Genomic DNA, 25,502 nt, shown 5'->3' with positions numbered 1-25,502 from the left:
TTTCCAGCGATTCTGTCTCTACCAGCACCACCAAGCTTTTGATTTATTCCACATTTTTTTAAAGCATAGGGGCACGGAACCACATGCGTTTCACACTGCAGCGCGAAGCCTTTCTCAAGCCGTTGGCACAGGTCGTCAACGTGGTCGAACGCCGCCAGACCCTTCCGGTTCTGGCCAATTTCCTGGTCCAGGTGCAGAACGGCCAGCTGTCGCTGACCGGTACCGACCTGGAAGTGGAGATGGTGTCGCGGATCGCGGTTGAAGATGCCCAGGACGGCGAAACCACCATCCCCGCCCGCAAGCTGTTCGAGATCATCCGCGCCCTGCCCGATGGCAGCCGGATCACCGTCTCGCAGACCGGTGACAAGATCACCGTGCAGGCCGGTCGCAGCCGATTCACCCTGGCAACGCTGCCGTCCAACGATTTCCCGTCGGTGGACGAGGTGGAAGCCACCGAGCGCGTGGCCATCGGCGAGGCGACCCTGAAGGAGCTGATCGAGCGCACTGCGTTCGCGATGGCCCAGCAGGACGTGCGCTACTACCTCAACGGTCTGCTGTTCGACCTGCGCGGTGATGCTCTGCGTACCGTCGCCACCGACGGACACCGTCTGGCCCTGTGTGAAACCGACCTGGCCAAGCCCAGCGGTTCCAAGCGGCAGATCATCGTGCCGCGCAAGGGCGTGACCGAGCTGCAGCGTCTGCTGGAAAGCGGCGATCGCGAGATCGAGCTGGAAGTCGGCCGCAGCCACGTGCGCGTCAAGCGCGACGATGTCACCTTCACCTCGAAGCTGATCGACGGTCGCTTCCCGGATTACGAGGCCGTGATTCCGATCGGCGCCGACCGCGAAGTGAAGGTGGATCGTGAAGCCCTGCGTGCGTCGCTGCAGCGTGCCGCGATTCTGTCCAACGAGAAGTACCGCGGCATCCGCGTGGAAGTATCGCCGGGCAACCTGAAAATCAGCGCTCACAACCCGGAGCAGGAAGAAGCCCAGGAAGAGATCGAGGCCGATACCACAGTCAGCGATCTGGCCATCGGCTTCAACGTGAACTACCTGCTGGATGCCCTGTCCGCCCTGCGCGACGAGGAAGTCATCATCCAGCTGCGCGATTCCAACTCGTCGGCGCTGGTGCGTGAGTCCAGCAGCGAGAAGTCGCGCCATGTGGTGATGCCGCTGCGTCTCTGACATTTGCGCTGTTCCACGTGAAACAGAAGACGCCCGGGAGATCCGGGCGTTTTTTTTGGTTCCACGTGGAGCATTGATGGGGATTGCGGGAACGGGAGTTCTGCGTTGCCGGTTTGATCATCGCGTTCTGGATCTCGATCGGTTCCTCGCTCGATGGATGTCCGGTAGGCGAGCGACTCCGGGACGTTCTCAGCAAGCGGATTCGCCCTCTGCAGACGCTACTGTCCACAGCCCGTATTTCTGGTCGAAAGGCGCTGCCCTAGCTTTTAAATCTGGGTATAAATCTAAAGCATGGTGGTGATGGTAGGGCCAGATCTCGTGGAAAAGAGCGTTATCTGATTGATTTCTAATGCTTTTGTGCACCTGAAACCCCCTGTATATGGGACCCTGGGGATGGGGGGGAAGCTGTGGATAGTTTTTCCGGAGACGGTAAAGGGTTTTTTATCCACAGATTGCCCATACCTTGTGTATAAGTCATACAGAGCAGCTGTGGACAGCGTGGAACGAGTGACCTGAATTCTTTGAAATCTGTGGAACGCTTCGCAGCCCTGCCCTGCAGATTTCAAGCAATTCGCGGCAACACCAGCAGCTGCCCTGGCTCCGAGGCACGGGTACGGTTCCACGCTGGGGTGAAATCCGCTGATTTCTGAGGGCGAGGGCCCTGCCCGGTGCTGCAGATTTCAAGGAATCCAGGCCCTGCCAGCGTCCCTGTCGCATGGATTCGCTGCACCGTTTTCCACGTGGAACCGTCCGGACTGGCGACACCGGCCAGCTCCATCAGCAAGGCGATGCCCGCAACGGCGGCCTTGACCGATGCAGTAAGCTGATGGATTCCCTGCCCTGCTACCGCCCCGAGCGGATGGTCTCCCGCGTCCCATGCTGATCCGCCGCCTCGCCTTGAACCAACTGCGCCGCTTCAGTGCCGTGGAACTGTCACCCCAGCCGGGCTTGAACCTGCTGACAGGCGACAACGGCGCAGGCAAGACCAGCGTGCTCGAGGCCCTGCACCTGATGGCCTATGGCCGGAGCTTCCGCGGCCGGGTCCGCGATGGCCTGGTGCGTCAGGGCCAGGAAGCGCTGGAAATCTTCGTGGAATGGGACGAACAGCGCGCCGATCACGCGTCGCACCGCCGCAAGGCCGGCCTTCGCCATAGCGGCCAGGACTGGAAGGGCCGCCTGGACGGCGAAGACGTTGCCCAGCTTGGCAATCTCTGCGCGGCGTTGGCTGTGGTGACCTTTGAGCCGGGCAGCCATGCTTTGGTCAGCGGTGGCGGCGAACCGCGCCGTCGTTTCCTCGATTGGGGCCTGTTCCACGTGGAACCAGACTTTCTTTCGCTGTGGCGCCGATACTCGCGGGCACTCAAGCAACGCAATGCCCTCTTGAAGCAGGGCGGCCCCTCGCGGATGCTTGATACCTGGGACCACGAGCTGGCTGAGGCGGGTGAACCGCTGACCAGCCGCCGCCAGCACTATCTGGAACGGCTGCAGGAACGGGCGATTGCCTTGGCAACCGCGCTGGCACCGCAGTTGGGCATCCAAGGCCTGGATCTCAGCCCGGGATGGCGCCGGCACGAACTGCCGTTGGCCGATGCGCTGCTGTTGGCCCGCGATCGCGACCGCCAGGCCGGGTACACCTCGGTAGGTCCGCACCGCGCCGACTGGAGCGTGGATTTCCACAGCATTCCCGGCCGGGATGCACTCTCACGCGGCCAGGCCAAGCTCACCGCCCTCGCCTGCCTGCTGGCCCAGGCAGAAGATTACGCCGAACAGCGCGGTCAATGGCCGGTCATCGCCTTGGACGACCTGGCATCGGAGCTGGACCGCACCCACCAGGCCCGTGTCCTCGAGCGTCTGCTGACCGGTCCGGCGCAGATCTTCGTAACGGCCACCGAGACCCCGGCGGCCTTGGTGGATCTGACCGACATCACCCGGTTCCACGTGGAACATGCGCAGATCGTGGCTGTGCCATAGTGGCTACATCAGGGCCTGCAGGGCCCGGCTGGTATAATTCAGGTTGCACCCCTTCTTACCCGGCGCATCGCACCTGTGCGGTGACCGACCTGCGGAGCCTACGGCAAGCGCAATGACCGACGAACAGAACACCCCGGCAAACAACGGCAACTACGACGCCAACAGCATCACCGCCCTGGAAGGGCTCGAGGCTGTCCGCAAGCGTCCTGGCATGTACATCGGTGACGTCCACGACGGCACCGGTCTGCACCACATGGTGTTCGAGGTCGTCGACAACTCGATCGACGAAGCCCTCGCCGGCCACGCCGACCACGTCGCGGTGACGATCCACGCTGATGGCTCGGTCTCGGTGTCCGACAACGGCCGCGGCATCCCGACCGGCAAGCACGAACAGATGAGCGCCAAGCTGGGCCGCGAGGTTTCGGCGGCCGAAGTCGTGATGACCGTGCTGCACGCAGGCGGCAAGTTCGACGACAACAGCTACAAGGTTTCCGGCGGCCTGCACGGCGTGGGCGTCAGCGTGGTAAACGCGCTGTCGCAGAAGCTGCTGGTGGACGTGTTCCAGAACGGCTCCCACTACCAGCAGGAATTCAGCAACGGCGCCGCGGTCACCGCGCTGGCCAAGCTGGAAGACACCACCAAGCGCGGCACCACCGTGCGCTTCTGGCCGTCGACCGTGGCCTTCCACGACAACGTGGAATTCCACTACGACATTCTGGCCCGCCGCCTGCGCGAACTGTCGTTCCTCAATTCCGGCGTCAAGATCGTGCTGGCCGACGAGCGCGGCGAAGGTCGTCGCGATGACTTCCACTACGAAGGCGGTATCCGCAGCTTCGTGGAGCATCTGGCCCAGCTGAAGACCCCGCTGCACCCGAACGTCATCTCGGTCACCGGCGAACACAACAACATCGTGGTGGACGTGGCGCTGCAGTGGACCGACTCCTACCAGGAGACGATGTACTGCTTCACCAACAACATCCCGCAGAAGGATGGCGGTACCCACTTGGCCGGTTTCCGCGGCGCCCTGACCCGCGTGCTCAACAACTACATCGAGCAGAACGGCATCGCCAAGCAGGCCAAGATCAACCTGACCGGCGACGACATGCGCGAAGGCATGATCGCGGTGCTGTCGGTGAAGGTCCCGGACCCGAGCTTCTCCAGCCAGACCAAGGAAAAGCTGGTCAGCTCCGACGTGCGTCCGGCGGTGGAAAACGCCTTCGGTGCGCGCCTGGAAGAGTTCCTGCAGGAGAACCCAAACGAAGCCAAGGCCATCGCCGGCAAGATCGTCGATGCGGCGCGTGCCCGTGAAGCGGCGCGCAAGGCCCGCGACCTGACCCGCCGCAAGGGCGCGCTGGATATCGCCGGCCTGCCGGGCAAGCTGGCCGACTGCCAGGAAAAGGATCCGGCGCTGTCCGAGCTGTTCATCGTCGAGGGTGACTCGGCAGGTGGCTCTGCCAAGCAGGGCCGCAACCGAAAGAACCAGGCGGTGCTGCCGCTGCGCGGCAAGATCCTCAACGTGGAACGTGCCCGCTTCGACCGCATGCTGGCCTCGGACCAGGTTGGTACGCTGATCACCGCGCTGGGCACCGGCATCGGCCGCGACGAGTACAACCCGGACAAGCTGCGTTACCACAAGATCATCATCATGACCGACGCCGACGTCGACGGCGCCCACATCCGCACCCTGCTGCTGACGTTCTTCTACCGTCAGATGCCGGAGCTGATCGAGCGCGGTTACGTCTATATCGGCCTGCCGCCGCTGTACAAGATCAAGCAGGGCAAGCAGGAGCTGTACCTGAAGGACGACCCGGCGCTGGACAGCTACCTGGCCAGCAACGCGGTGGAAAACGCTGTGCTGGTGCCGGCTGCGGGTGAGCCGGGCATCGAAGGTGCCGCGCTCGAAAAGCTGCTGCTGACCTTTGCCGGCGCGCGCGACGCGATCGAACGCAATGCGCACCGCTACGACCGCAGCCTGCTTGAAGCGCTGGTCGACTTCGTGCCGATGGACCTGGCCCACCTGCGCGGTGCCGCTGAGGGCCAGGGCCTGGATGCACTGGCCCAGCGCCTCAACCAGGGCCGCCTCGGCAGTGCGCGTTTCAGCCTGGAACTGCAGGAGCCGAACGATGAGCGTCCGGCCGCCGTGCTGGTGACCCGTCGCCACATGGGCGAGGAACACGTGCAGGTGCTGCCGCTTGCCGCCTTCGAAGGTGGCGAACTGCGTGCCATCTACCAGGCTGCCAGCCTGCTCCACGGCCTGGTGCGCGAAGGCGCCACCATCGGCCGCGGTGCCAAGTCGGTCGAAGTGGACAGCTTCGCCAAGGCACAGAACTGGCTGCTGGAGGAAGCAAAGCGCGGCCGCCAGATCCAGCGCTTCAAGGGCCTGGGTGAAATGAACCCGGAACAGCTGTGGGATACCACCGTCAATCCTGATACCCGTCGCCTGCTGCAGGTGCGCATCGAGGATGCTGTCGCGGCTGACCAGATTTTCAGCACCCTGATGGGCGATGTCGTCGAACCGCGTCGTGACTTCATCGAAGACAACGCGCTGAAGGTCGCCAACCTGGATATCTGACACGCTTCGACCGTGGCCGGTGCGCGGGGATGCGCGCCGGCCCTCGCCCTCTGATCGCAGGTAATCGATGTCCGCTTCCGTCCCGGTGTCCGCCCCGCCGCCCGTTCCGCCAGCCTCGGCTGCGCCGCGCCGCGGTTCGCCCGTGGCAGGCTTCTTCATCGATCTGGGCATCGGCGCCGCCACGCTGTTCATCCTCAGCCTGGTCGCTGGCCTGGCGTGGGGCCTGTATCGCGGCATCCAGGTCGGCTACACCAGCGCGAAGAACAACGGCGCGGGCATCGACCCGTCCAGCGTGACCGAAGCGCTGGGCACGCCCGGTGCCCTGGCACAGGTGCTGATGGCCCTGGTGTCGACCGGTGGCGCGGCGCTGCTGCTGTATTTCCTGCGGCGGCCGGCCAATGCGGCCGAACGGCAGGCCTCGACGCAGGCGCTGCGGCGCCCGTCCACCTGGGGCTGGACCCTGCTGGTGGCCACGCTGATCGTGATCGGCAGCAATGGCATCGCCTTCCTCGCCAAGCAGCTCGGCGTCGAACCGGTGCCGACCAACCTGGCGCTGATGCAGCACGCCATCGAGCGGTTCCCGCTGTTCCTGGTGCTGTTTGCGGTGGTGCTGGCGCCGGCCTACGAGGAGCTGCTGTTCCGCCGCGTGCTGTTCGGGCGCCTGTGGCAGGCCGGCCGGCCGTGGCTGGGCGTGCTGCTGAGCAGCCTGGCCTTCGCCCTGATCCATGAGATCCCCGGCACCAGCGCCAACGGCCCGGCCGAGATCGCCCAACTGTGGCTGGTCTACGGCGGCATGGGCGCCGCGTTCTGCTGGCTGTACCGGCGCACCGGGACGCTTTGGGCGGCGATCATCGCGCACGGCATGAACAACGCCGTGGCACTGGGCGCGCTGGTGTTCTTCGGGTCAATGTAAGGCCGTGGCCGGTTGACGAAAAATTAAGCGGGCCCAGTCCACACTGCCTGCATGAACACGGGGGATTCCATGAAATCACTGCTGCTTGCCCTGCTCATCACCGTGCTGGTGGCCGCCTGCGCGACCACTACCTCCCCCACCGGACGCCGTCAGATGGTCGGTGGCGTGTCGCAGGCCCAGCTCGACCAGCTGGGCGCGCAGGCCTTCGCGGAGACCAAGCAGAAGCAGAAGGTCAGTACCGACGGGCGCCAGAACGGCTACGTGCAGTGCGTGGTCGATGCGCTGGTTGCGCAGCTGCCCCAACAGTACCGTGGCGTACGGTGGGAGACTGCCGTGTTCGTCGACAAGGAACCCAACGCTTTCGCCCTGCCCGGCGGCAAGGTGGGCGTGAACACCGGCATCTTCACTGTCGCCAAGAACCAGGACCAACTGGCTGCCGTCATCGGCCATGAAATCGGCCACGTCATCGCCCGCCACCACGAAGAACGCATCACCCGGCAGATGGGCGCGCAGACGGGCCTGTCCGTGCTGGGTGCGTTGGCGGGTGCCGCCTATGGCGAAGGCGCGGCCAGTACGGTGAACCAGCTGGGCGGTACCGCTGCCCAGACCGCGTTCCTGCTGCCCGGCTCACGTACCCAGGAATCGGAGGCCGATGTGATCGGCCAGCGGCTGATGGCCGATGCCGGTTTCAACCCGGAACAGGCCGTCGGCCTGTGGCAGAACATGATGGCCGCCAGTGGCGGACGCAGCCCGCAATGGCTGTCCACCCACCCCGATCCGGCCAACCGCATCCGCGAACTGCAGCGTGATGCACCTTCACTCTTGCCCGTCTACCAGCAGGCCCAGGCCGCTGGTCGCAGGCCAAAGTGTGGTTGAGTGCGCAGATTCATGCTGTATTGCAGCACATAAAACGATTTCTCACGCCATCTGTTTCTGATACGTTTGGCGGCTCAGATTTTTCTGACAGTCCGACTTTGCCGCTGACGGCGGTTCGATCGAGGTGAACGATGATTTTCCGCAACCACAAAGCTGTGCTTTCCGTCCTCATCGCGACCGCCCTGACCGGCGCCGTGGTCACCGATGCCTTCGCGCAGTCCTCGCGTTCATCCGAGCGCGGCAACCGCGGTGGCAAGCAGCAGGCCAAGGCCGAAGTCCTGTACCCGAATGCCACGCGTGAGGAGCCGAAGGAAAAGGCGTCCGCGAAGATGGGCAAGCAGCTGCAGAAGCTGATTGACAGCTACAACGACCAGAAGTTCCCGGAGACCCTGCAGATTGCAGGCGAGATCCTGGGCAACAGCGCGTCGAACAACTACGACAAGTCGCTGGCCGCGCAGCTGGCTTCGCAGGCTGCCTACCAGAGCGACGACACCGCCGGTGCCATCGGCTACCTGAAGCAGGCGCTGCAGCTCAACGGTCTGGACAACAACGGCCACTACCAGTCGATGCTGATGCTGGGCCAGCTGCAGCTGCAGGAAGACCAGACCGCCGAGGGCCTGGCCACGCTGGACAAGTACTTCGCCGAGACCAAGTCGAACAAGCCGGAAGAGCTGGTTGCCAAGGGCCAGGCCCTGTACCAGCTGCAGCGTTACCAGGAAGCCATCCCGGTGCTGCAGCAGGCCATCGCCGGCGCGACCGAGCCGAAGGACAACTGGAACCAGCTGCTGATGGCTGCCCTCTCCGAAGCCGGCCAGACCGGTGAAGCGGTCAAGACCGCTGAAGCGCTGGCGGCCAAGAACCCGAACGACAAGAAAGCGCAGCTGAACCTGGCCAACATGTACATGCAGGCCGATCAGATGCCGAAGGCCGCCGCGGTGATGGACAAGCTGCGCAGCAGCGGCCAGCTCACCGAAGAGCGCGAGTACAAGCAGCTGTACTCGATCTACGCCAACACCGAGAACAAGGAAAAGGACGTCATCGCGGTCATCAACGAAGGGTTGCAGAAGGGCATCCTGAAGCCGGACTACCAGGTTTACCTGGCGCTGGCCCAGTCCTACTACTACTCCGACCAGGTGCCGCAGGCGATCGAGGCGTGGCAGAAGGCTGCCCCGCTGTCCAAGGACGGTGAGACCTACCTGAACCTGGCACGCGTCCTGCATGCCGAAGGTCGCGTTCCGGAGGCCAAGAAGGCCGCCCAGGAAGCTCTGGCGAAGGGCGTGAAGAACCAGGCTGATGCCAAGAAAATCATCAACCTGAAGTAAGTAGGAATAACGCCTGAATGCCTGCACAGCTGATGCGCAGGCGCTCAGGATTGGTATAAGCTTGGAGGTTCCTGCGGTGTCATGCACCGCTGATCAGGGATTCCGCCCCCGGGATTCCGGCCCCACTATTGAGCTCTTGGCGCATGACGGAACAACTAGTCGTTCACCGGTACGAACAAACTGAAGAATCGGGGCTGAGCTGGCCGCGCATCTTCGGCATCGCGTTTGTAATCGCCCTGCATCTGGCCGCCTTCATGATGCTCCTCATCCCCGCCGTGGCCCCCAAGGCCGTGGCTGAGAAGGAGCGCAACGTCATGGTGACCATCGTCGACGCGCCGCCGCCGCCGCCTCCGCCGCCGCCGCCGCCGCCGCCGCAGGACACCCCGCCGCCGCCGGTGAAGAACCTGTCGCCGCCGAAGCCCTCGCCCGTCCCGCCGCCGCCGCAGGCGCCGGTCGTCGACGTGCCGGAGCCGCGCCCGAACGACATCGTCACCCCGCCGTCGCCGCCGTCGCCGCCGTCGCCGCCCGCCTCGATCGAGGCCAGCGTGGACATCTCGTCGAAGGCCATGAATCCGCCGCGTTACCCGCCGGCCGCTTTCCGCGCGGGCATCCAGGGCGAAGTGATCCTGATCATTGATGTCGATGCCCAGGGCAACGTCACCAATGTCACGGTGGAAAAGTCCAGCCGTAACCGCGACCTGGACCGTGCTGCGATGGAAGCTGCCCGCAAGTGGCGTTTCAACGCCGCTGAATCTGGCGGTAAGAAGGCTGCTGGTCGCGTCCGCGTCCCGGTCAACTTTGCACTGAACTGATGCGAGCGGGTGGCCGCCGGCCACCCCTCCTCCGGTTCGATTGTCTAGCTTAGCTACACCCTTTATCACCACACACAACAAAGGTAAGCGTCATGCTGCAGGAACTTTTCATCGCCGCTGCTGCCGGGGGCAATCCGTCCAACGCCCTGTCGCAGATGGGCTTCGAGCACCTGATCCACGAGATGACCACCCAGCCGGGTGACTTCGCTGTCTCCTGGGTGGTGCTGCTGACCCTGATCGTCATGTCGGCCATGTCCTGGTACTGGACCGTCATCAACATCTTCCGTTCGGTCCGCCTGAAGAGCGCTGCCGATCGCGTCGTCAGCCTGTTCTGGGACACCCCGAACGCACAGGACGCCATCCGTGCGATGGAAGAGCAGCCGGCTTCCGAGCCGTTCTCGAAGATCGCCCTGGACGCTGCCCAGGCAGCTGCCCACCACCAGCGCGCTGAAGGCGGCGCCACCGGCGGTCTGGGTGAGAACCTGAGCCGTTCGGAGTTCGTCGACCGCGCCCTGCGTCAGGCCGTGACCCGCGAAAGCAACAAGCTGCAGTCGGGCATGACCCTGCTGGCCACCGTCGGTGCAACCGCTCCGTTCGTCGGTCTGCTGGGTACCGTGTGGGGCATCTACGGCGCGCTGATCAAGATCGGTGCCACCGGCTCCGCTTCGATCGACGCCGTTGCAGGCCCGGTGGGTGAAGCGCTGATCATGACCGCCATCGGTCTGTTCGTCGCAATCCCGGCCGTGTTCGCCTTCAACTTCTTCAGCAAGGTCAACAGCGCGACCATCAGCAAGTTCGATACCTTCGCGCACGACCTGCACGACTTCTTCGCCACCGGCTCGCGCGTCCGCTGATTGCGGCGCGTGACCCTGCGACGAACGACGTAGTCACCAAGATCTAGACGGAGCCCGTTATGGCTTTCAGTAGTGGTAACAGCGGCGGCCCCATGGCCGACATCAACGTGACGCCCCTCGTGGACGTGATGCTGGTGCTGCTGATCATCTTCATCATCACGGCGCCCCTGATGTCCCACAAGGTCAAGGTGGATCTGCCGGAGGCCAACCTGGTCCAGAAGGAAGACGCTGAAAAGCGTTCTGGCCCGATCACCCTGGCAGTCAAGGAAGACGGCTCGATCTACTGGAACGACGAAGAAATCAACAAGCAGACTCTCGAGTCGCGCTTGGCGACCGCCGCCCAGCAGACCCCGCAGCCGCCGCTGAACCTGCGTGGTGACCGCACCACCAAGATGCGCGTCATCAACGACCTGACCAAGGTCGCGCAGGAGCAGGGCATGCTGGACGTCGGCTTCGTCGCGACCAAAGAGAAGGGGCAATAAGCCATGGCATTCAGTAGTGGTGGTGGCAAGGGCCCCATGGCCGACATCAACGTCACGCCCCTCGTGGACGTGATGCTGGTTCTGCTGATCATCTTCATCGTGACCGCGCCGATCATGACGTACCCGATCGCCGTGGACCTGCCGCAGCGCGTGCTCAACCCACCGCCGCAGCTGGTCGAACCGCCGCCGCCGATCGAACTCAAGATCGACGCCAGCAACCAGGTCTCGTGGAACAACAGCCCGATCAATACCAGCGAGCTGCAGCAGCGGATGGAGCAGGAGGTCCAGCGTGACCCGACCAACCAGCCTGAGCTGCGCATCGATGCGAGCCCGGATTCCGAGTACGACGTGATGGCCAAGGTTCTGGCCGCCGCCAAGAATGCTCAGATGAAGAAGATCGGCTTCGTACAGCAGTAATACGTACGACCGCAGCACAACAGTCATGACGCGACTGCAGACGCCCCTGGAGACAGGGGCGTCTTTTTTTTGCGCGGGTTGATGCCGGCAGGATCGGATCCCTTTCCGCAGGAAAGGGCTCTGACCCCATTACCACGTCCGCGCCCGCTATGATCGGCGCATGCTCGCCCTCTTCGATTCGCTGCGCCTCTGGCTCGATGGCATTGCCCACCTGGGAACGATCCTGGCGGTGGCGTATCTGCTTTACCTGCTCGCCCTGACCGGCTGGATCATGCTGCAGAAGCGCGAGCCGGTGGCCACGCTCAGCTGGATCCTGTCGCTGGCGTTGCTGCCCTATCTCGGCCTCTTCATCTACTATCTGCTGGGCCCGCAGAAGGTGAAGCGCCAGCGCCTGCGACGTGGCCGCGCGCGCTCGGGCATGGAGCACTACAGCGATGTCTGCCCGCCCGATGCCGGCTGCACCGAGCTGGCCAAGGTCGCCCAGGCCACCACCGGCCTGGCGCCCAGCAGCGCCACCGAAGTGACCTGGCTGGTGGACGGCGCGACCACCTATGCCGCGCTCATCGAGGCCATCGGCCAGGCACGCGACCACGTGCACCTGGAGTACTACATCTTCAATCCCGACCATGCCGGCACCGCCCTGCGCGACGCCCTGGTCGAGCGCGCGCGTGCAGGCGTGCAGGTGCGACTGCTGCTGGATGCGGTGGGCTCCTCGGCACTGCCGGCGCGCTTCCTGCGGCCGTTGCTGGATGCTGGCGGCGAAGCCATCTGGTTCCACCCACGGCAGCTGCTGAAACCCTTCAAGCGCCCGTGGTTGAACCTGCGCACGCATCGCAAGCTGGTCATCATCGACGGCCATTTGGCCTTCACCGGCGGCATCAACATCACCGACGAAGAAGACGAGAGCCGTAACCCCAACGCCTACCGCGACCTGCACATGCGCCTGCGCGGCCACGTGGTGCGCAGCCTGCAGCTGGTGTTCGCCGAGGACTGGCTGTACGCCAGCGGGCAGGAGCCGTCGCGCTTCGATATCGCACGCCTGTGGCCGGCGGACATGCCGCTGCGCGGCGATGGCAGCATCGATGCGCAGGTGCTGGTGTCCGGCCCGGACTCGGGCTGGGAAACCATCCACCGCCTGCACGTGGCCGCCATCCAGGAAGCCATCGAACGGGTCTGGCTGGTGACACCCTACTTCGTGCCCGGCGAGGCTGCGCGCATGGCCCTGACCTCGGCGGCACTGGGCGGCCTGGACGTGCGCCTGCTGGTGCCGAAGATGAGCGATTCCTGGTTCGTCACCCAGGCCGCGCGCTCCTACTTCGACGAACTGCTGCATGCCGGGGTCAAGATCTACGAGTACGGCCCGCGCATGCTGCACACGAAAGCCTTCATCGCCGACGACGACGTGTGCATCGTTGGCAGCGCCAACTTCGACCACCGCAGCTTCCGGCTGAACTTCGAGCTGTCGATGATGATCAGCGACCGCGACCGCGTGGCCGAACTGGCCACGCTGCTGCAGGCCGAGTTCGACAGCGCCACCCGCGTGCATGACGAGGCCGGGCGCTCGCTGTGGCTGCACCGCCTGCCCGAAGCCTTCGCCCGCCTGGCCTCGCCGCTGCTCTGACGCAGCGCTACACTGCGCTCGATGCCCGGGGAGGACTGGAACATGTACTGGCTGTACCTGCTGCTGGCGCTGGGCTGCTTCGCCTTCGCGCTGAAGACCCCGCACATGGGCCTGATGTCGCTGGCCCTGCTGGCCGCCCTCGGCTTCCTGCTGGCGTGGGTGCGTGGCCGCTACGTGGCCCGCTTTGGCGACCTGCAGCGCGATCCGTCCACCCTGGTCGATGCCGAGGAGCTGCGCCGCCTGCGTGAGCAGGCCCGCGCGCATGACGGCACGCCCCCACCCTCTTCCGCACCGTAGTTCCGTTCCATGACCCAGCTCAGCGTCAACGTCAACAAGATCGCCGTCCTGCGCAACTCGCGCGGCGGTGCCGAACCCGATGTCGTGCGTGCGGCCCAGGCCTGCCTGGACGCCGGCGCCCACGGCATCACCGTGCACCCCCGGCCGGACCGTCGCCACATCACCGCCGAGGACGTGCTGGCGCTGTCGACCCTGACCCGCGCCCGCGGCGTTGAGTTCAACATCGAAGGCAACCCGTTCGCGCCGCCGCGCGAGGGCTATCCGGGCCTGCTGCCGCTGTGCGCGCAGACCCGCCCGGCGCAGGCCACCCTGGTGCCCGATGGCGATGGCCAGATCACCTCGGACCACGGCTTCGACTTCGAGCGCGATGGCGAGCGCCTGCGCCCGCTGGTGGCCGAACTGAAGGCGATGGGCTGCCGCGTCAGCCTGTTCGTGGATGCCGGCAACCCGCTGCTGGAACAGGCCGCCGCAGTCGGCGCCGACCGCATCGAGCTGTACACCGGCCCGTATGCCGAAGCGCACGCGGCCGGCGATGCCGCCGCGATGCTGGACCTGTTCGCCACCGCAGCGCGCCGTGCGCGGGCCGTCGGCCTCGGTGTGAATGCCGGCCATGACCTTTCGCAGGACAACCTGCGCGACTTCCTGGCCGCAGTGCCGGAGGTGCTGGAGGTGTCGATCGGCCACGCGCTGATCGGCGAGGCCCTGTACGACGGGCTCGATACCACCGTTCGGGGTTACCTGGCCCTGCTGTAACGGCTGACGCCGGGCGCTGCCCGGCAGCCACCGCTTTGCCCATCGCAGATGCTGAGACGTGCGTGGCGCATGCTTCCGGCCTGCTGCAGCGATGGCGCCTGCGCGATCACGTGAAACCTGTGGATAACACTGGGGTCAACGTGCCGCTGGATCCGCCCCAACGCCTACAGCTAGGTGAATCCTGGCCGCTTGCGCCGCCTGTGGTTAGCAATAATACTAACGCCTCTCAAACGGCCGGAGGGCGCCATGCAATCCCACCCTCGCAACGCCCAGGCCGCCATCAAGGGCCGGGGTTCCACCTCCTACCTGGCTGGCCGCTTCGAAAGCACGGTGAGCGAAGCGGTCGATGACGGCTGGGCCATCGACGAAAGCGAAGAATTCCTCGCCCCGCGCCTGCGCACCGAGGTGCGTGCCGAGACCGCGCGCAGCATCATCAGCCGCAACACCTCCCCGGACGTGGGTTTCAGCCAGTCGGTGAATCCCTACCGCGGCTGCGAGCATGGCTGCTCATACTGCTTCGCCCGGCCTTCGCACGCCTATCTGAATCTGTCACCGGGCCTGGACTTCGAGACCAAGCTGTTCGCCAAGACCAACGCACCGCAACTGCTGCGCAAGGAACTGTCGAAGCCCGGCTACGTGCCGCAGCCCATCGCGCTGGGCATCAACACCGATGCCTACCAGCCGATCGAGCGCAAGCTCAAGCTGACCCGCCAGCTGATCGAAGTGATGCTGGAGACGAAGCATCCGTTCTCGCTGATCACCAAGAATGCGCTGGTGGAGCGCGATATCGATCTGCTGGCACCGCTGGCCGCAGAGAACCTGGTCAGCGTGCACTTCTCGGTGACCTCGCTGGACCCGCACCTGTCGGCGAAGCTGGAACCGCGCGCGTCGGCACCGCACGCCCGGCTGCGCGCGATGAAGCGCCTGCACGAGGCCGGCATTCCGGTGGGCGTGATGGTGGCGCCGGTCATTCCGTGGATCAACGACAGCGAGCTGGAGGCCGTGCTGGAAGCCGCGCATGATGCCGGCGCCGGCACCGCCGGTTACGTGCTGCTGCGCCTGCCGCTGGAAGTGGCCCCGCTGTTCCGCGACTGGCTGGACACGCATCATCCCGATCGCGCTGCACACGTGATGAGCACCATCCAGCAGCTGCGTGGCGGCAAGGACTACGACAGCCAGTTCGGCACGCGCATGCGCGGCCAGGGCGTGTATGCGGATCTGTTGAACAACCGGTTCAAGCTGGCGCGAAAGCGTCTTGGGTTCAACGCGCAGAACAGCCATTGGCCGAAGCTGGATTGCAGCCGGTTCCAGAAGCCGTTGCCGCCGCGGAAGGAATCGCCACAGGGGTCGTTGTTCTGATTCCCATAAAGTTGAACTTGCTCGACTGAAAGCGGAAAGGCACTCGAGCAAGTTCGCTGCGATGAACGATTGCCGCCCTGCGTTTGCTTTCGACGCGGCTGATGGTGTCGCATCCGGCATCACCTCACAGGCATTCATCTGCGAGCACCCGCATAGGACGCGAGGATGACGAACCAGTGCTGGTCAATCACCCGCTTGGCAGACTACTATCCGCATCCTCTGGACGCTCACGTTCAGATGCGATTTAGCAAAGATCCGGCAATCAAGGAATTCCAAGAGCATGAAGCTCCGTTCGAAAAGCAGCTGCGCCACCGCTTTCGTGTTGATCCCACTGATGTTGACGAGCGCGGCCTGGGTGCCTGCTGCTTCCGCAAAGCGATCGCACCAGATCTATTTTCAGAACCTCAATGGATCCTCCGACACCACGGACATGGAGAGGATCACCGTAACGCACACGCGCGTCCCTTCAATTGGCGTGGGAGGAGTGATCTCCATCGGTCGGGGTGTTCCCTACCATTCCCGCATCACGCGTCCGTCGAAGACGGCCGTGGAACAGGAGACGGATGATCGTCGCGATGACTGCGGCGAAGTCAAGGGCAATCCGGTCGTGCTCTACACCGGAAACAAGGTTGAGATCGAGCGGGACTTTACCGTTGCCGGTGAGATGGGGCTGTACCTGGAACGGACCTACAACCACCATTGGAGTGCAGGTGGTCTCTTCGGCAATCACTGGATCAGCAACTTCGACTACAGCCTGGCATTCTCGAACGCGCAGAAGACTGCCTGGGCACAGCGTCCGGACGGACGACGCATCAAGCTGATCTGGAACGAAGCGCAGGCGCGGTGGAACGAGGACCGGGCCAAGCCGATCGCCTATCTGGTGAAGAACAGCGATGGTAGTTTCACGCTGAACAATGAAGAGCTCGGGAGCGAGCGCTACGATGCAGATGGCTACATAACCGAACTGCGCAACGAGCAGGGGGTCTACTGGACCTTCGCTTACAGCAACAAGTACCTGCAGACGGTTACGCACTCTTCCGGCCGAAGCATCCTGTTCACCTGGAACAATGGCCTGCTGACGCAGGTCAGAGATCCGGCGGGCAACGTCTACCAGTACAGCTATACGGCCAATGCGTTCGGGACTGGACGGGGGCGACTTGCGAGCACGACACTGCCGGGTTCGCCGCAGACGAGCATCACCTATCACTACGAGGACGCACGCTATCCGGGGGGCTGACTGGAAAGTCATACAACGGTGTGCGCTATTCCACCTTTGCCTATGACGCCAACAAGCGCGCAACGCTCTCCGAACATGCAGGCGGAATCGAAAGACATACATTCAGCTATGTCATCGAGCAAAGCAAGCCCGTCGCTGCGCCCCCCGCGCCTGTCCGACCCGGTCCCATCCGCGGCAGTGACGAGACCGGCTGGTGCGAATACAAGCCGGGCCAAGGGCAGATCTGCATCCAGCCGCGCTCACTGCCAGGCGGATCGCTTCAACTTGCAGCTGGCTCTGGCTCACAGGCCGTGCTTCTAGCGGACGCTGCGGAGCGCACCCACCCGACCAAGCTGAAGGTCAGTGAGACCAATCCCAAAGGCCGCACGACAACCTACGCTTACGAGAATGGGCTCCAGGTGTCCGTAACGGGCAGTCGCTCCTCAACCTGCCCGGCCAGCTACAAGGAACGCACCTACGACGCCAACGGAAACCCCGACATTGCCCATGACTTTGTCGACAACATCACCGACTTTGACTATAGCCCCGAAGGCAACCTTCTCAAGAAAACAGAAGCCGTGGGCAGCACTGCTGAACGCGTCTCACTCTTCCAGTGGGACGCAGCAGGGCGGCATCTGCTGAAGGAAACCCTTGCTGGTGACCGTGAGACGAGCTTCACCTACGTCGGGCGCGGAAATGTCAGTTCGGTCACGACCCGGAACCTGACCTCCGTAGGTGTAAAGGACCAGGCCAGAACTACCCGCTACAGCTACACCTATCATCCAAATGGACTGACGGCATCAGTCAAGGAAGATGGGCCACTCGCACAGGACGACGTAACCTCCACCTTCAATACCAAGGGTGACCTCGTCAGCGTGACCAACGCACTCGGGCACCGGATCACTTACGCCGCGTACAACGAGATGGGACAGCCGGGACGCATCACGGGTGTGAACGGGGATGTGCGGGAGTTCACCTATGACGCCCGCGGTCGCGTGCTGACAGATCGGATCAACACAGGCTCCAGCTGGGCAGTCACGACGACGACGTACAACGCCACTGGCGACGTCGCCAGCGTAACCACACCCGTTGGCATCAAGACAGAGTACCGCTACGACGCAGGCAGGCGACTGCTGAGCGAGGTATACCGCTCGGTAACGGGACCTGGTCATGGACGCGGCACACGTACGACGCAGCCTCGAACCGCACACGGAGCGAGCGCGCCTACGCTGACTACGCGGAGAACACTGAGGTCAGGGGCAACATCGACGACATAAACCATGACGCGCAGTGGAATTGGTCGGTGCGCGGATGGGCATGCTCGACAGGCTCTGCATCCTCAATCCAGGTGGATGGCTACGCAGAGGGCAACGTCTATCTCGGGGGCGTAACGGCAAATCTCGCCAGTGAGCCAGCCATCGCCGCGCAGTGCGCTACCAAGGGTTCTGCCTATCGGTTCCAGCTGCCCATCAGCCTTTCGCAGAGACAACAGCTCGGCGGGCGCAAGGTAACCGTCTACGGCCTGTCGCCGTTGGGTGCGAGTGGCAATCGTGCGCTCGGCACGTCGGCCGTCCATTCAATTCCAGCAGCAGAGATCACTGGCTACATCGACGATGTTTCGCGCGATCAAGGATGGAACTACACCGTCCGAGGGTGGGCGTGTGCACAGGGCGAGGATGCGTCGATCGACGTGCATGTCTACGCAGGCGCGGCAGCGGGCGGAGGAAGCTTCGTCACCGGGGCGCGGGCCAACCTCGCCTCGGACACGAATGTGGCCAATGCATGCCAGGCGCGAGGGAAGGCATACGCCTTCAACATCCCGCTGGACGGCGCGGCGCGCCAGTCACATGGTGGCAAGACCATCTACATCCACGGGCTATCTCCCTCCGGCGGCGCCAACCTGACGATCAGCCGCTCGGGTCAATTCACTATCCCGGCTCTGGTCAAGGCCGCTGATCTCATCGCCGCATCCGCAGCGCCCGCACACATCTTCAATGGCCAGTCCGCGACGGTGACCTTCCAGTTCCGAAACACCGGTAACGTCATCTGGACGCCCGGCGATACCTACATGGTCCTGAAGACGCTGCGTACCAGCGATGCCATCGGACTTCCGGGCGCGGTAGCACCGGGTGAGGTAGCAACGTTCACGGTGAACGTTGCGCCAGTGAACAGCGGCAGTGGCGTTGCTCAATTCCAGTACATGGGCCAGCTGGCATCCGGCTCTACTGCCTGGGGGCCTCAGGGCCAGGTAACGGTGAGAGCCGAGAACGACAAGGGCAGCTGCAACCCGAAATTCTGTGAAGAACCGCGCTAAGGAAAGCCCAGGAACATGTCGAGCATTGCTTTGGCCTTGATGGGGCTGAATACCATCGTTTCCGCAGTGAACTACGAGTATGACGAGCTCGGACGGCTCGTCGCGGAAAGCACCGATCAGGGGCGCAACATCCGTTATGCCTACGATCTTGAAGATCGTCTTACCCAGACAACGGACTCGCAGAATCACGCGACCAAGTTTTCCTATGATCCCCGCGGGCGGCTTGTTGTCCAGACCGATGCCGCAGGGGGTACTACTCGTTTCACCTACGACAAGGGGGATCGGCTTACTTCGGTGACCGATCCGCGTGGGCTGAAAACCACATACCAGACCGATGGCTTCGGCCAGCTGTGGATGCAGTCCAGTCCGGACACGGGTCGAACCGATCATGAGTACGATGCGGCAGGACAGCGCATCGCAACTGTACGCAGTGACGGCAGTGCAGTCGGCTATGGATACGACGGTCTCGGCCGCCTCACGGCACAGAGCGCAGATGGACAGCAACAGTCCTACACGTATGACAACTGCGTCAACGGAAAGGGGAGGCTGTGTTCCCATGCCGCCCCGGGGACCAGCGCTCGATTCACCTACTCCGTAGTGGGCCAGCTGGTGAGCCGCACAGATCAGACCACGCTGGCTGGCAATATCACCGAAGGTACTGTGAGCTACACCTATGACGCCATCGGCAGAGGCGCCAGCATCACCTATCCCGATGGAGGTGTTGCACGGTACACGTACAATTCCCTCGGCTACCCACAGTCACTCTCGTTGACCAAGGGCACCGTAACCCAGCAGATCATTGGGCCGAGCAAGTACACCTCGCTGGGCACCCTTGAACGCATGCCCTATGGAAACAGCCTGGTGCAAAGCTTCGCAATGGACGCATCTGGCAGGTTGTCGGCCAAAGCGGTGCGCAATGAGCAGAGCACCGCGCTCAGCCGTACGTCCTATCGCTACAACGGCGATGATGAAATCACCGCCATTAACGACGACGTAACTGCAAGTCTCAGTCAGACGCTGGGCTACGACCGCTTGGGACGCTTGACCACGCTGGCCCGATCCGGCACCACGTACACGCTCAGTCACGATGCCGGCGGCAACTACGCCGCGCTCACCGCCAAGACAGAGGCGACCCGCTATGTCATCGATGCGAAGAGCAACCGGATGCTGGAGTTCGGCAATGTCGACGGTACGCGCAGCTATCAGTACGATGCGCTGGGAAACCGGATCAGCGAGACATCTGGAAGCCGGATCTCCACGTTTACTTACGGGCCATTCAATCGGATGGTACAAAGCAACATCGGTGGCCTGCGCACGGACTACCTGATCAATGCACAAGGCCAACGCGTCGGCAAGAGCGGCGCCAACTCAACGAGTCGCTACTTCTACGCTGGCCAAAATCAACTGTTGTCCGAACAGACAGGCACGACCTGGACGAATTACCTGTGGTTTGGCAACGAACTCGTAGGCATTGATCGCAATGGTGCGGTGAACTACATCCACAATGATCACCTTGGCCGACCTGAGTACGCGACCAACAAGACGCAGCAGGTGGTGTGGAAGGCGTACAACTATGCCTACGGACGCAGCGTCCTCAAGGACGACATCGGTGGCCTGAACATCGGATTCCCGGGGCAGTATTACGATGAAGAGAGTGGGCTCTGGTACAACGGCTTCCGCGACTATGATGCGAGCGCGGGGCGGTATGTGCAGAGTGATCCAATTGGACTGGCGGGGGGGACAAACACCTACGCATACGTCCAGGGAAACCCGATCACCGGCATTGATTCGCTTGGCCTATGCAAGACGGACTACCTTGGAGCAGTGCTGGGGGCGGTCGACATGGTCGCAGGAGCCAGCGCCTTGGCTACAGGCGGGGCAGATGCCATCATTGCGTCCCTTGCCGGAAGCGAGGACGGAGGACTTGCAGGTTTATCTGTGGCTGCCCTTGGCCTTGCAACATTTCACGATGGTGCCAACAATCTGGCGACAGCCTTCGACGGCAAACAGAGGACGCCAGCATTGGAAAAAGTCGGCGGTGCAGTACTTGGCGGACACGGAGCTCAGATTGGCCGATATGCGAGCGACTTCAACACTGTCACGGGCCTGACTAAAGGAATTCGAAGTGTGCTGCGAGGAAACGCGAAGTTTTCAGACGCAAACGAAGTTGCCAAAGGAATAAAGGATAATGTGATGGATCCTACATCGCCCTGTGATTGTGGAAAATAAATATCATGAAAGTACTTTTTTGGCTCGGAATCGCATTCCTTCTGATGCTTCCATTGAATTTCATAGTGGTGACTACCGGAAGATTTCTATCAGGCGAGTCCTTTGGAGAAAAGGAAGTTGTTGGCCTTGGCATGGCGATATTCGGAGCAGCAGCAGCGGTCATTCTGTATCGACGGCGCTCACTCGGAAGCTCTAGAGGACAAGGAGAGCGTTAGCGGAAGGTGTCGGGAATTCGCGTTATCGCTGTTCTCCTGATGCTCTTGGCAAACAACTGATTCAAGCTTGCGCGCAGGTGCATGGGCTTCAACGTGGAGAACAGCCACTGGCCCAAGTTGGATTGCAGGAGGTTGCAGGAGCCGCCGCCTCCGCGTGCTGACTCAAAGAACTGTCTCCACTGGGTATGCTGGATTTGTACGACACCACCGTTCATGAACTATGGCAAAGGACGGCTGGCATCAAGTCCGGTATGGATCGGCCACAGAAGGGCCTCACGCGGAGATTTACCAGGATGCGGCAGCACGCACAGAGAACCAGAAGCAATGGATCAACGGGGGCGGCTGTGGCTGTGCGCAGTAGTCTGCGCACCCACTCAATTGCGTTGGGCATGCTGGCTTCGTTTCCGGTGATGGCAGAAGCGGCTGATCGATCGGCGTTCTTCTTGACCCACGCATCATCGGTTGAGGAAAGATGCCTTGAGGTTGATACGAGAAGCCTGCCCTTCTCATGCCACAGAGTTTCCGATGGTGAACAAACCGTCGTCGCTGTGAGGGACTTCAAGCGTACCTGGAATGCCGACCGTTCGAGCTTCTCAAAGCTGACGGTAGTACTTCCCGAATCCCCGCGTGTCGGACAGGTCTTCACTATCGGAGAGCAGGGAGTACGCGCGTTCTTCAGCAACGGAGCAAGCGCTTTTGCAGGCAAGAGTGGCTGCTACAGCACGGCCGCTACGGGTGAGGTCACCGTCGACGCAGTCGAGCGTCACCGTGTTGAGGTTTCATTGCGGGCGACGTTCACGCTCGCAAGCCCTTTGGACTGGCCCGGAGACTGCAATGTTCCTGTCAGCATCCATCGTGCAATCAAGGCCGGCAGCGCGAACATTACCGAACTCGGTGCGTGGGAGGGGAGGCCGCATGCCGATGACTCTCCCTTTGTAGAGGCGCATCCCTCAAAAAGGCAGTTGGAGCCAGGCTGATGCCTTCTGCTGTATTCGTCGCCTCGACCTTGCATCAAGGACATCTGGACATCCGCTTGACTGGACCACTGGAATCGCGCTCAAGGGAAGCATATGGGCCACGTGATACCCACCGCTTTGATCTATCTTCTTGGACTCATCGGCGCAGGTGCCGTTGGTATCCTTCCGGTACGCGTCATGAGAATCCTGCGCGATCTCCGCAGCGTTCGAGGGAGCATGCTCAGGAAGGCATCATCCGTAGTCGCGAAGCTCGCTATCGCGGCCGCTGCATTGCTGGTCGAAGCTCAGATCCTTCGGCCGCTCTTCGGGTGCCTTACTGGAGCGTACTGCGGTCCTGGTGTAGCAAGCGGATGGAGTTACCTGGCAGCGCTTGGCGCGACCTACCTGGTTTTTGAAGTCCTCCTGCTTCTACTGCAGCTTGTATACAGAGAGAGAGCGCAACAAGCGGCACCAGGAGAATAGAGCCGAATGCTTCGCTCCCACGCCACAATCCGCGAGGCACCCGAGACGTCTGACGGCGCTGGTGTTCGTTGCCTCTGGTCTGATGCCGGCCTTTCACTAGTGTTTGGAACCGGGACGTAGAAATGAGATTGCCGTTCACCTTCTCCTGTCCGGCCTGCAGGGCAGCCAGGCAGAGGTTTCCGATCTACCAGGCAATCGAAAGGAAGACCTGCACCCGCTGCAGCAGCTGTGGATCGGAAGTGGTGTCGGAGCTTGGCTACGTGGCGCCCGCCATCTGGCACGTACTGTCGCTGATGGCTTTAGCGCCTCTGGGACTGATCTTCGTTGCCAGCATCCTGACAGCGCAATGGTTCTGGGGCATTGCGGCGCTGATCGCGCAAGGCGTTCTGACCTGGATGCCGGGGATGTATCTCCACTCGCGAAACGCCACGTTGCCTGTCGCCAACGAGCGACCGAAGTGGTATGGGCGTAAGCAGGTCTCGTAGCGTCAAGCTTGCTCGACTGAGAGAGAAGAGCAGTCGAGCAAGCTCGACTCTACCCGCCAAACAGCTTCTGCGCGCTCTGGAAAAGGATCCAGCTGGTGGCGATGAACTTGTCGCCGCCCTGCGGCCGGTTGCCGCGATGGGTGTGGGTGAACGCGGTCGGGGCGATCAGCAGGCTGCCGGTGCGCGGGGCGATCTTGCGGCCCTGGAACAGGAACTCGGTCTCGCCCTCTTCAAAGTCGTCGTTGAGGTACAGCGTCCACAACACGTGCCGATGCAACGTCTCGGCCTGCGCATCCTTCGGGTACAGCTCGCAGTGCCAGTACGGGTAACCGCCCTCGCCCGCCGCGTACCACTGCAGGTTGATCGCGCCGGGGCGCAGGCAGGTCCGGGCCAGTTCGGCCAGCTGCTCCGGTGCCATGTCGGGGAAATCCCCGGCTGACAGTCGGCGCGGTTGGCCGTTGCTGTCCTGGATCTGCAACATCAACGGTGCGATCAGTGCCTGTGGATAACGACGTAGATAAGTCTGCAGCCCGGCGAAAACTGCCTGTTGCAGCGCGTTGTCCACGTCGCGCCACGCATCCAGGCCGCTGATGCGCAGATCCTTGCTGTGCTTGAGTTCGGGGAATACACCGCTGCCTACCGCACCGGGTTTCAGGCCCTGGCTGCTGCGCATGCGGGCAACGATGGCGGCGCACACGTCACTGGGGACGGCGTTGTGGATGACTTCGATGAAATCGACCGGGCCCGGCTCGTGCATGCATGCAATCCTTCGGCGGCAAGGGCTTGATGGTGCCGTTTGCCGCCGCTGCTGTCACCCCGCGGTCATGTCATCGCACTGCCATGGCCGCTGTAGGGATGGCCGCCTTCAAGCGGTCTTCGCGTCATGCTCCTGGTGATAACGCACCGCTTCGGCCACTTCCTCGCGCGAGCCGAGGAACACCGGCACGCGCTGGTGCAGGTGGTTGGGCTGCATGTCGAGGATGCGTTCGCGACCGGTGGATGCGGCGCCGCCGGCCTGCTCGACCAGCAGGCCCATCGGGTTGGCTTCGTACATCAGGCGCAGCTTGCCGGCCTTGTCCGGTTCCTTCTTGTCCCACGGGTAGATGAAGATGCCGCCGCGGGTGAGGATGCGATGCACGTCGGCGACCATGCTGGCGATCCAGCGCATGTTGAAGTTCTTGCCGCGCGCGCCTTCCCTGCCGGCCAGCAGGTCCTGCACGTAGCCCTGCATCGGTGCTTCCCAGTGGCGCTGGTTGGACATGTTGATGGCGAATTCCTGGGTGGCCGCTGGAATCTGCATGTTCTCGGTGGTCAGCACGAACTCGCCGGTCTCGCGGTCCAGGGTGAAGGCATGCGTGCCGTGGCCGACGCTGAGCACCAGCTGGGTGCTGGGCCCGTAGATGCAGTAGCCGGCGGCAATCTGCCTGCTGCCCGGCTGCAGGAAGGCTTCATCGCCCGGCAGTTCGACGTTGGTCGGGCAGCGCAGCACCGAGAAGATGGTGCCGACGGAGACGTTGACGTCGATGTTGGAGCTGCCATCGAGGGGATCGAACAGCAGCAGGAAATCACCGCGCGGGTAGATGTCCGGTACGGGCTGGCTGTGGTCCATCTCTTCCGATGCGCAGGCGGCGAGGTGACCGCCCCAGGCGTTGGCTTCCAGCAGAATCTCGTTGCTGATGACGTCCAGCTTCTTCTGTGCTTCGCCCTGCACGTTGCCGGTGCCGGCTTCGCCGAGTACGCCGCCGAGGGCGCCCTTGCTGACGGCGATGGAGATGCTGGTGCAGGCGCGGGCGACCACGGCGATCAGCTGGCGCAGGTCGGCGTTGATGCGGCCGGCGTGCTGTTCCTGGATCAGGAAACGGGTCAACGAAGTACGGGACATGAGCGGGCAGGTCTCGGCAGCGGGAAAACGCCTATTGTCGCTGCTGTGCGCGGCGCGTGCGTGATTGGTTTGAGGCGAAATCGTTTACAGGGGAATTGCGCTGCGTGGCGCCTTCCTGTTGTGGAGGCGCGCGGGAGGGGGAGGCGATGCAGGACACGCCGTGAACCCATCCATGGGGGCTCGATGGCGCCATCCATGGCGCCAACGGTCCTGCATCGCCTCCCCCTCCCGCGCGCTTCAGGGTTCGCCGCGAGCGCGGGGCGGGTGTCAAAGGCAGAGCAAAAACAAA

At 63.0% G+C, this 25,502-nt stretch carries 22 protein-coding genes; 20 read left to right on the top strand and 2 right to left on the bottom strand.

What is annotated here, in order from left to right; genetic code table 11:
* The first annotated feature begins 83 nt into the window (after nt 1-83).
* From dnaN to AC1VXD_RS01945, 20 genes are all read left to right on the top strand, one after another.
* On the top strand, nt 84-1,184 hold the full coding sequence (gene dnaN / locus AC1VXD_RS02040) for a DNA polymerase III subunit beta (RefSeq protein WP_005411731.1): 1,101 nt from the start codon (nt 84-86) through the stop codon (nt 1,182-1,184).
* 876 nt (nt 1,185-2,060) lie between these two features.
* Nucleotides 2,061-3,155 (top strand): DNA replication/repair protein RecF, encoded by a 1,095-nt coding sequence (gene recF / locus AC1VXD_RS02035; RefSeq protein WP_482990604.1) that lies wholly within the window; start codon nt 2,061-2,063, stop codon nt 3,153-3,155.
* A gap of 112 nt (nt 3,156-3,267) precedes the next feature.
* Nucleotides 3,268-5,727, top strand: a complete 2,460-nt coding sequence (gene gyrB, locus AC1VXD_RS02030) for a DNA topoisomerase (ATP-hydrolyzing) subunit B (RefSeq protein ID WP_482990603.1) — start codon at nt 3,268-3,270, stop codon at nt 5,725-5,727.
* A gap of 67 nt (nt 5,728-5,794) precedes the next feature.
* A complete protein-coding gene (locus AC1VXD_RS02025; protein ID WP_482990602.1) occupies nt 5,795-6,640 on the top strand; it encodes a CPBP family intramembrane glutamic endopeptidase in 846 nt (281 codons plus the stop codon).
* Between the two features lie 69 nt (nt 6,641-6,709).
* Complete coding sequence (locus AC1VXD_RS02020; RefSeq protein ID WP_482990601.1) at nt 6,710-7,516, top strand: M48 family metallopeptidase; 807 nt, start codon at nt 6,710-6,712, stop codon at nt 7,514-7,516.
* Nucleotides 7,517-7,647: 131 nt separating this feature from the next.
* A complete protein-coding gene (locus AC1VXD_RS02015; RefSeq protein WP_482990600.1) occupies nt 7,648-8,838 on the top strand; it encodes a tetratricopeptide repeat protein in 1,191 nt (396 codons plus the stop codon).
* A gap of 143 nt (nt 8,839-8,981) precedes the next feature.
* Entirely contained in the window at nt 8,982-9,650 is a 669-nt protein-coding gene (locus tag AC1VXD_RS02010) for an energy transducer TonB (RefSeq protein ID WP_150455009.1), read from the top strand.
* Between the two features lie 92 nt (nt 9,651-9,742).
* Nucleotides 9,743-10,504 carry a TonB-system energizer ExbB gene (exbB, locus tag AC1VXD_RS02005; RefSeq protein WP_079224460.1) on the top strand — a complete coding sequence of 254 codons (762 nt, stop codon included), beginning with the start codon at nt 9,743-9,745 and terminating at the stop codon, nt 10,502-10,504.
* Between the two features lie 59 nt (nt 10,505-10,563).
* On the top strand, nt 10,564-10,986 hold the full coding sequence (locus AC1VXD_RS02000) for an ExbD/TolR family protein (RefSeq protein WP_150454962.1): 423 nt from the start codon (nt 10,564-10,566) through the stop codon (nt 10,984-10,986).
* Nucleotides 10,987-10,989: 3 nt separating this feature from the next.
* Complete coding sequence (locus tag AC1VXD_RS01995) at nt 10,990-11,403, top strand: ExbD/TolR family protein (RefSeq protein WP_005411740.1); 414 nt, start codon at nt 10,990-10,992, stop codon at nt 11,401-11,403.
* 160 nt (nt 11,404-11,563) lie between these two features.
* Nucleotides 11,564-13,024, top strand: coding sequence for a cardiolipin synthase (gene cls, locus AC1VXD_RS01990; RefSeq protein ID WP_482990599.1), 1,461 nt, complete (start codon nt 11,564-11,566; stop codon nt 13,022-13,024).
* Between the two features lie 42 nt (nt 13,025-13,066).
* Nucleotides 13,067-13,321: a hypothetical protein gene (locus AC1VXD_RS01985; RefSeq protein ID WP_164073006.1), complete on the top strand. Its 255-nt coding sequence runs from the start codon at nt 13,067-13,069 to the stop codon at nt 13,319-13,321.
* Between the two features lie 9 nt (nt 13,322-13,330).
* Entirely contained in the window at nt 13,331-14,074 is a 744-nt protein-coding gene (locus tag AC1VXD_RS01980) for a pyridoxine 5'-phosphate synthase (protein WP_482990598.1), read from the top strand.
* A 246-nt stretch (nt 14,075-14,320) separates the two neighbouring features.
* A complete protein-coding gene (locus AC1VXD_RS01975) occupies nt 14,321-15,433 on the top strand; it encodes a PA0069 family radical SAM protein (protein WP_482990597.1) in 1,113 nt (370 codons plus the stop codon).
* A gap of 280 nt (nt 15,434-15,713) precedes the next feature.
* The gene (locus tag AC1VXD_RS01970) at nt 15,714-16,670 is read left to right on the top strand and encodes a DUF6531 domain-containing protein (protein WP_482990596.1); all 957 of its coding nucleotides are present in this window, start codon (nt 15,714-15,716) and stop codon (nt 16,668-16,670) included.
* A 20-nt stretch (nt 16,671-16,690) separates the two neighbouring features.
* Nucleotides 16,691-17,926, top strand: coding sequence for a hypothetical protein (locus AC1VXD_RS01965; protein WP_482990595.1), 1,236 nt, complete (start codon nt 16,691-16,693; stop codon nt 17,924-17,926).
* Between the two features lie 71 nt (nt 17,927-17,997).
* Entirely contained in the window at nt 17,998-18,963 is a 966-nt protein-coding gene (locus AC1VXD_RS01960) for a hypothetical protein (RefSeq protein ID WP_482990594.1), read from the top strand.
* Nucleotides 18,964-18,978: 15 nt separating this feature from the next.
* Nucleotides 18,979-21,192 (top strand): RHS repeat-associated core domain-containing protein, encoded by a 2,214-nt coding sequence (locus AC1VXD_RS01955; protein ID WP_482990593.1) that lies wholly within the window; start codon nt 18,979-18,981, stop codon nt 21,190-21,192.
* Nucleotides 21,193-21,796: 604 nt separating this feature from the next.
* Nucleotides 21,797-22,384: a hypothetical protein gene (locus AC1VXD_RS01950; protein WP_482990592.1), complete on the top strand. Its 588-nt coding sequence runs from the start codon at nt 21,797-21,799 to the stop codon at nt 22,382-22,384.
* Between the two features lie 584 nt (nt 22,385-22,968).
* Complete coding sequence (locus AC1VXD_RS01945; RefSeq protein WP_482990591.1) at nt 22,969-23,331, top strand: hypothetical protein; 363 nt, start codon at nt 22,969-22,971, stop codon at nt 23,329-23,331.
* Between the two features lie 49 nt (nt 23,332-23,380).
* On the opposite strand, the gene AC1VXD_RS01940 is transcribed toward AC1VXD_RS01945, so the two are convergent.
* Both AC1VXD_RS01940 and AC1VXD_RS01935 read right to left on the bottom strand, forming a co-directional pair.
* Entirely contained in the window at nt 23,381-24,088 is a 708-nt protein-coding gene (locus tag AC1VXD_RS01940; RefSeq protein WP_482990590.1) for a 2OG-Fe(II) oxygenase, read from the bottom strand.
* Nucleotides 24,089-24,196: 108 nt separating this feature from the next.
* Nucleotides 24,197-25,213, bottom strand: coding sequence for a class 1 fructose-bisphosphatase (locus AC1VXD_RS01935; RefSeq protein WP_482990589.1), 1,017 nt, complete (start codon nt 25,211-25,213; stop codon nt 24,197-24,199).
* Nucleotides 25,214-25,502: the final 289 nt, after the last annotated feature.

The organism is Stenotrophomonas sp. STEN054 (assembly GCF_056854535.1).
Note: the sequence above shows the minus strand (reverse complement) of the source record. Positions and strands in the feature narration are given on the sequence as shown.